Raw genomic sequence first — 7,496 nt, forward strand, 5'->3', positions numbered from 1 at the left:
GCCGCCGCGCCGGCGCCGCGCGACGCGGGCAGGCGCGCGAGCGCGCCCGCCACGACGCCGCCGAGGAGCGCCATGACCACCACGGCGGTGAGCGCGTCGTCGCCCGTGACGGGAAGGGGGAGGAACCCGGCCGCGCCGGCGGGCACGCCGTCGGCCAGCCCTGTGACCTCGTAGGACACCTGTGCGATCCAGGGCAGGAAACCCCCGCCCCACCAGGCCAGAGCGCTGAGGGGGACCACCCACCAGGCGGAGATGCGGTGCTCGTCGTCGCCCATGCCGCCGAACCGTAGCGGATTCGTGTGAAGTCGGTCATAACCCATGAAGCCCGGAAGGGGGTAAATCTGCGCCTTCGTTGGGTCAGACCGTAATGCGTAACCCGATCGTGACTTTTTCCGGGAAGGTGTGTACGTTGACTTCTGCTCCACCGCCTCGGTGGAGTCGTGAGTCGGACGCCGAGTCCTGTCACCGGCTCATGACCAGACGTTGCAGACAGGAGCGGGGGACCCACTTCCGGGTGACAGCGTGATCGTCATCCTCGGGGTGAAGCCGGACGGAAACCCCCCAGTAGCCGTGCGGCCGGGTATGTACTCCGACCCGAACCCGACAGCTGACCTCGCAGGCGTTCCAGGAGACATCAGGTGACGAACTCCACCCGCGGTCGGCATCGTGACAGCCGGCCGGCCCAGACACCGCTGACCGTCCTTGCACGAACCGCCACCGAGAACGCAGGCACCGTGGCCCGCCGTGGCGCTCTCGCCGCCGCCGCAGGCGGCGTCCTCATCTCGACCATCGCCACCACCGCGCACGCCGCGCCCGCGATGGACCTCAAGACCGACGTCAAGACGGCGAAGCTCAACTCGACCGACCTGCAGTCCCTCACCGCCGTGGCGAAGCAGGCCGTCGCCGCCGCCCCGACCGTGACCGTCCCCGTCGACGCGAAGATGCCGATGGAGATGGAGATCCTCGGGGCCTCGTCCGGCGACAAGGGTGAGAAGGGCGAGGCCGCCGTCGTCTCGGTGGACGCGCCGGACCCGGTCCCCGTCGGCCAGCAGGCCGTCAACATCGCGCTCAACTACCTCGGCATCACGTACGTGCTCGGCGGCGCCTCGCCGTCGGCGGGCTTCGACTGCTCCGGCCTCGTGCAGTACGTGTACGCCCAGCTCGGCTACTCGCTCCCGCACTCGTCCGGCGCGCTGCTGGGCTCCGGCTACCAGGTCACCTACCCCGAGCCGGGCGACATCGTCTGGACGCCCGGCCACGTCGCGATCTACGCGGGCGACGGCATGATCATCGAGGCCTGGGCCGCCGGCATGCCGGTGCGCTACACCGAGATGTGGCAGAACAACCCGACCTTCGTCCGCGTCGCCGCCTGACGAGCACGGTCGACCCTCGGCTCCACCCCTGCGCCTGGCCGGATCACTCCGGCCAGGCGCAGTGCTGTCCCACGAAGTCGTAGAACGCGGACCGGGCCGCGTCCGGCATCGGGACGTGGACGACGTCCTGCACCACGCCGTCGACGACCGCGGTCACGGGCAGGAACGTCCCGCGCTTGTCCTCGGCCACCGCGTGCACGTCGCACCGCGCCGGGACCACGGCGAGCTCGATCTCGCCGGAGCCTTGCCCGGCCAGGGCGCTCCCCACCCAGCCCGACGTCCCGCGCACCGGCTCGGGGTTGCTCATCAGCGTCGTGCCGGCGATCCGCTCGAGCGTGACCTCCGGGCCGCCCGGCACCGGCTCCACGCGGAGCGTGACGAGCGCGGTCGGCGCACCGCGGCGGTCCTCGACACGGACGTTCTCGTCCACGGACAGGTGCACGCCCGCCGCCACGGCGGCAGCGGCGCAGTCCTCCGCGTGGTTCCGCTCGAGGTGACCCACCGGATCCTCCACACCCTCGACGACGACGTCGGTCGCCGGCCCCCTGCCGTCGCCCTCGCCGAGCGCGAGGGCGAGCGTCGCGGTCGGCGCGGAAGGCCGCCCGGGTCCGGGGCAGCGCGCCTCGCCCAGCACCATCGTCACGGCGCGGGTCCCCCCGGGGCGCAGCGCGGTGGGCCGCTTCACGACGGGCTCGGACGGGCCGAACCCGTCGGCGTCCAGGGCCCCCGACAGGAGCGTCAGCGTCTCGTCGGAGTCGTTGGTCACCCGGAGCCGCACCTCGCGCTCGGCGTACTGCTCGCGCCCCTGGTCCACCTCGACGGTGAGACGGGTGGCGACGTCGTCGGCCACCGGACCGCGTGCGGGCGGGGCCGTGCCGCCGCCCGTGCACGCGACGGCGGCCGCGCCGACCACCGTCGTCAGGACGACGACGAGGCCCGCGCGGCCGCCGGGTGCTGCGATCAAGCCTTACGCCGGCCGAAGATCGCCTGGACGATCAGGATGACGATGATCGCGCCGATCACCGAGAACAGCCAGCTCTGCCAGGACCAGAACTCGTCGAAGCTGATGTCGAAGAGCAGCCCCCCGAGCCAGCCACCGAGCATGGCGCCGAGCACCCCGAGGAGCAGGGTCAGCCAGAATCCGCCCGGCTGCTTGCCCGGGAGGATGATGCGGGCGATGACGCCCGCGATCAGTCCGAGGATGAGAAAGGCGAAGAAGCCCATGGTGTTCCTCCAGAGTGGTGTGGCTTGCTTGCACCTACCTCAGCACTGATCACCTCGACTTGCCACCGGACCCGCCGAATCATGGTCAAATCAGGACAATTCACGCCCGCGGCAGGGCGGTGGCCAGCGGTTATAGTTCGCCGGGGCACGGAAGGGTAGCGGTTTCGTGCGGCGGGGCGACGGTGCGGAGGCCGGCGCGGGACGTCGGCGCAGGGTGCCGGTGAGGAGAGGACGAGATGGAGCAGGAGATCGGCGTGCGGGCCGGGAGCCGGACCTGGCGGGAGGGGCTCAGGGCCGTCCTCGAGCGGCGCTGGGTCACGCGTCTGGTGATCGGCGTCATCCTCGCCAACGCCCTGGTCCTGGGCGCGGAGACGATGGTGACGGGCACGGCGCTGATCGTCCTGCGCTGGATCGACCACGTCATGCTCGCGTTCTTCGTGCTCGAGCTGCTGCTGCGGCTGGTGGCGCTGGGCCGGAGCTTCTTCCGCGACCCGTGGAACGTGTTCGACCTGCTCGTGGTCGGCGTCGCGCTGCTGCCCGCCACCGAGTCCCTGTCCGCTCTGCGCGCGCTGCGCGTGCTGCGCGTGCTGCGCGTCGTGTCCGCCGTGCCCGCCCTGCGCCGCGTCGTCGACGGCCTGCTGCGGGCCGTGCCGGGCATGAGCGCCGTCGGCGCGCTGCTGGTGCTGGTCATCTACGTGTCGGCCGTGATCGCGACCAACCTGTTCCGCGACGCGTCCGAGGAGTACTTCGGCACCCTGTGGACGACGCTGTTCACGCTCTTCCAGGCGATGACGGGCGAGGCCTGGCCCGACGTCGCGCGAGCCGTGATGTCGCTGCACCCGTCCGCCTGGATCTTCTTCGTGCTCTACATCCTGGTGGTCAGCTTCGCGGTGCTGAACCTGTTCATCGCCGTGATCGTCAACGGCATGGAGGAGATGACCGAGGAGGAGCGCGAGGACGACCGCCGCAAGGACGAGCGCCTCGACGCCCTCGCCGAGCAGAACCGCGAGATCCTCGCCGAGCTCCGCGCGGTGCGCGCGAGGCTCGACGAGGACGGCGGCGACGTCAGCCCCGCACCACGTTGACCAGGTGCGGCGGCCGCACCACGACCCGCCGCACGGCACCGTCCCCGACGGCGCGCACGACGGCGGGCCGGGCCAGCGCCACCCGTTCCAGCTCCTCCGCGGTGACGTCGGCCGCGACGGTCAGGCGGTCACGCACCTTCCCGTCCACCTGGACCACCGCCTCGACGTCGTGGTCGACCAGCAGCGCGGGGTCCACCGCCGGCCACGGCTCCGCGGCGACCGGCGTCGTGCGGCCCAGGCGCTCCCACAGGTCCTGCGCGACGTGCGGGGCGAACAGGCTCAGCAGCACCGCGACGGCCGACGCCGCCTCGCGGTGCGCCGGGTCCGTCCCCGGCGTCCGGCGGATCTCTCCCACCAGCTCCATCAGCCGGGCGAGGGCGACGTTGAACCGGCCCGAGCCCACCAGCTCGTCGACGTCGTGGACAGCACGGTGCAGCGCCCGGCGCAGGGGCGACGGCATCATCCCCGGTGTCGCCGCGGGAGCGGACCCGGGCGGACCGGCCAGGCGCAGCACGCGCGTCAGGAAGCGGCGCATCGCGCCGGGTGAGACGTCGGCCCAGTCCAGGTCGTCCTGCGGCGGCCCGGCGAACAGGATCGCCAGCCGGACGGCGTCGACCCCGTGCCGGTCCAGCTCGGCCGCCAGGTCCACGCCGTTGCCCAGCGACTTGCTCATCGCCCGGCCCTGGTTGATCACCTGCCCCTGGTTCATCAGGCGCGCGTAGGGCTCGGGGGACGGCACCAGGCCCATGTCGTACAGCACCTTGGTGACGAACCGGGCGTACAGCAGGTGCATCGTCGCGTGCTCGACCCCGCCGACGTACAGCGCGGCGGGCATCCAGCGGGCGGCGTCCTCGGGCCGGAACGGCCCCTCCTCGTACCCGGGGGACAGGTAGCGCAGGAAGTACCACGACGAGTCGACGAACGTGTCCATCGTGTCCGTGTCCCGCTCGGCAGGGCCGCCGCAGCGCGGGCAGGTGGTCCGCACCCACTCCCTCGCCCCCGCCAGCGGCGAGACGTCGCCGGGCACCAGCTGCTCACCCGCCAGGTGGGGCAGCTCGACGGGGAGCTGGTCGTCGGGGACCAGCACCTCGCCACAGGCCGGGCAGTGCACGACGGGGATCGGGGCGCCCCAGTACCGCTGCCGGGACACCAGCCAGTCGTGCAGACGATAGACCGGGCCGTCCGGGCCGTCCTCGCGGCCGATCCAGTTCCGCTGCATGGTCAGCACATGCGCGGGCCAGCCGTCGGCCAGCAGCTCCATGTCGTCCAGCAGCCGGTCGGCGTACGCGGTGATCCGGAAGAACCACTGGGTCAGGCTCCGCGCGACGACGGGCGTGCCGCAGCGCTCGCACGCGCCGTCGACGACCTGCTCGTTGGCCAGCACGGTGCGGTCGGTGGGGCACCAGTTCACCTCGGCCTGCGCCCGGTAGGCCAGGCCGCGCTCGTACAGCCGGGCGAACAGCCACTGCGTCCACCGGTAGTAGCCGGGCTCGTGGGTGTGCAGGCGCCGCGTCCAGTCGAACGAGACGCCGTAGCGCCGGATCGACGCCGCCTGGGTGGCGATGTTCGCCTCGGTGAAGACCGCCGGGTGCTCCCCGCGGCGGACGGCGGCGTTCTCCGCGGGCAGGCCGAAGGAGTCCCAGCCGACCGGGTTGAGCACGTCGTAGCCCTTGGCCCGCCAGTAGCGTGCGACGACGTCGGTGATCGCGAACACCTCGGCGTGACCCATGTGCAGGTCGCCCGAGGGGTACGGGAACATCGTCAGCAGGTAGCGGCGCGGGCGGGCGCCGTCGTCGGCGGCGGCGAAGGGGTCGCCCGCGGGTGCGCTGGTCTCGGTCATCGTTCTCGCTCTCCGGTGCGTCGATCGGGTTCCGGGCACGAAAAAGCCCCTCGCAGGGAGGGGCGGCCGCACCGGGTGTGCCCGATCGAGGGCGGAGCCGGTGCGGCTAGGTAAGGAGCGAGCGTGCCGTGCGCATGGGCCCAGGATAGGGCGGCCCGCGCGGACGGGTAAAGGGCTGGGCCGCCTACGGGCGCCGGAGCGAGCGCCGGGTCGGTCCGCCGCCAGCGAGGTCCGAGCCGGCGCTCGCGCCGGTGGACGGGAGCCACCGGCTCGGCGTGCCCCCAGCGCACTCCGAACCCGCGGCTCCCGCCCGACACGTCGCGACCCGGCCCGCCACCGGCGGGTCGGGACGTCGTCCGCGTCACTGCTCTGACGCGCGCACGCCCCGGATGTCACAGCACTTTCGTGGATGCATTTTCATGTGCTCTGCTCAGGATTACCCGACCGTCCGGGCGGGCGCACGGCGAACCGGTGCTCGAGGCATCAGATCTCACCCACAGAGACACCAACCGGACAGCACGGGATCAATCGAAGAAATTTCCCCAAGTGCTGTGACATCCGGGCGGGACGCGCGTCAGGGCTGCATGGAACACATCGAGCACCCCGAGCTCGTGCGGCTCGGGGCCCAGTACCTGCGTGCCTATGCGGAGGGTGATGCCGTCAAGCTGTACCGCCTGGCCGACGCGTGGGGGGCCAGCGACCTGATCGCCGCGACCTGCGAGGTCGCGCTCGCGGTGATCCACGCGACCTCCGGCCCGGACGGCCTCGACGCGGTGACGAGCGCCTTCTCGTCGGGCCGGCGATGAGCGCCCTGGCGGGGACGAGGAGGACGCAGGGACCGAACCCGGCGACATGTGCGAAAGCGGAGACCTGGTGCGATCATTGGCCAGCGAGTCAAATCAGGACACTATGCGCAGAGAGGGGCACGCCCGCGTGACCACCACCGGTGACCTTCGCATCGACGACTGGGTCGTCCATCGCCGGAACGTGGTGCGGTCGGTAGCCGCGCGGGTCCCGGGAGTCGACGCCGAGGAGGCGGCCTCCCGCGCGCTGGAGAAGATGATCCGCATCGTGTCCACCGGTGGCACGATCGACGACCCCGCCCCCTACTGGCGGCGCGCCGCGGTCAACGAAGCCATCTCCATGACCCGCGAGGCCGGGCGCGCCACCACCGTCGAGGACGACACCCTCGACGGCCTGGCCCCGCCCGTCGAGGGCGCCGAGCTGGACGCCGAGCGGCAGGCCGACGTCTCGATGCTGCGCACGGCCCTGGCGGACCTCGCGGAGGACGACCGCCGGCTCCTGCTCGACCGGCACGTGCACGACAAGGCCGTCACCGACATCGCGGACGGCCTGGGGGTGCGCCCCCACGCGGTGACCATGCGGCTGCGCCGCGCCGAGGAGCGCCTCGCCGGCGCCTTCGCCGCTGCCCACGCCCGGGCCGTCAACGAACCCGAGTGCCGTACCACCCGCGCCGGCATGCACGACTACCTCAAGGGCCGCATGCTGCCTCGCCGTCAGCGTCGCCTCGAGGTCCACATGGACTCCTGCGCGGACTGCACGCGCGCGTTCATGGACGTGCGCGAGGTCTCCTGGATGCTCCGCGAGCTCGGCCAGCACGTCGTCGCGGCGCTCGTGGTGACAGGTTCCGCCGGCGGGACCGGCGGTGCGGGCGGCGCAACGGTGGGAAAGAAGCGCAGGGACCCCGACAAGAAGCCCGGCCCCAAGGAGCTCGCCGCCGTGGCCGGTGTGCTGCTCGTGCTGGGGCTCGGTGGCGTGGCCGCGGCGATGGTCGCGAGCCAGGACCGCCCGCCCGCCGAAGCCGGCCAGGCCGTCGACGGCGGCGGCGCGGGCGCCGGTGGCGGAGCCGGGGGCAGCGGCGGTGCCGCCGCAGCGCCTCCCACCGAGGAGGCCGACTCGTCCGACGAGCCCGACACCGCACCCGTGGTCCCGCCCGCCGGCTCCCCGCCGCCC

The 7,496-nt window shown here is 72.7% G+C and carries 8 protein-coding genes and 1 riboswitch; of the genes, 4 read left to right on the plus strand and 4 right to left on the minus strand.

Annotated features, from left to right (window positions below; genetic code table 11):
• Window positions 1-275: hypothetical protein (locus tag HLB15_RS21195; protein ID WP_212760187.1), on the minus strand; the 275-nt coding region annotated here is incomplete at its 3' end.
• Window positions 276-450: 175 nt separating this feature from the next.
• Window positions 451-629: riboswitch (cyclic di-AMP (ydaO/yuaA leader) on the plus strand.
• 9 nt (window positions 630-638) lie between these two features.
• Here HLB15_RS21195 and HLB15_RS24635 point away from each other — a divergent pair.
• Window positions 639-1,373, plus strand: a complete 735-nt coding sequence (locus HLB15_RS24635; RefSeq protein WP_189086869.1) for a C40 family peptidase — start codon at window positions 639-641, stop codon at window positions 1,371-1,373.
• A 43-nt stretch (window positions 1,374-1,416) separates the two neighbouring features.
• On the opposite strand, the gene HLB15_RS21205 is transcribed toward HLB15_RS24635, so the two are convergent.
• Both HLB15_RS21205 and HLB15_RS21210 read right to left on the minus strand, forming a co-directional pair.
• On the minus strand, window positions 1,417-2,337 hold the full coding sequence (locus tag HLB15_RS21205; RefSeq protein WP_171108404.1) for a hypothetical protein: 921 nt from the start codon (window positions 2,335-2,337) through the stop codon (window positions 1,417-1,419).
• Window positions 2,334-2,597 (minus strand): GlsB/YeaQ/YmgE family stress response membrane protein, encoded by a 264-nt coding sequence (locus tag HLB15_RS21210; protein WP_171108406.1) that lies wholly within the window; start codon window positions 2,595-2,597, stop codon window positions 2,334-2,336. The genes HLB15_RS21205 and HLB15_RS21210 overlap by 4 nt, the downstream gene beginning before the upstream one ends.
• A 236-nt stretch (window positions 2,598-2,833) precedes the next feature.
• Here HLB15_RS21210 and HLB15_RS21215 point away from each other — a divergent pair, with 236 nt between their 5' ends.
• Window positions 2,834-3,682, plus strand: coding sequence for an ion transporter (locus tag HLB15_RS21215; RefSeq protein WP_171108407.1), 849 nt, complete (start codon window positions 2,834-2,836; stop codon window positions 3,680-3,682).
• On the opposite strand, the gene HLB15_RS21220 is transcribed toward HLB15_RS21215, so the two are convergent.
• Entirely contained in the window at window positions 3,663-5,522 is a 1,860-nt protein-coding gene (locus HLB15_RS21220) for a class I tRNA ligase family protein (protein WP_171108409.1), read from the minus strand. The two genes, HLB15_RS21215 and HLB15_RS21220, sit on opposite strands and share 20 nt — an antisense overlap.
• A gap of 584 nt (window positions 5,523-6,106) precedes the next feature.
• On the opposite strand from HLB15_RS21220, the gene HLB15_RS21225 reads away from it, so the two are divergent.
• Window positions 6,107-6,328: a hypothetical protein gene (locus tag HLB15_RS21225; protein ID WP_171108411.1), complete on the plus strand. Its 222-nt coding sequence runs from the start codon at window positions 6,107-6,109 to the stop codon at window positions 6,326-6,328.
• A 127-nt stretch (window positions 6,329-6,455) separates the two neighbouring features.
• A partial coding sequence (locus tag HLB15_RS21230) for a zf-HC2 domain-containing protein (protein ID WP_171108413.1) occupies window positions 6,456-7,496 on the plus strand: 1,041 nt, incomplete at its 3' end.

It is taken from the genome of Promicromonospora citrea (genome assembly GCF_013004695.1).
Classification (GTDB): Bacteria; Actinomycetota; Actinomycetes; order Actinomycetales; family Cellulomonadaceae; genus Promicromonospora; species Promicromonospora citrea.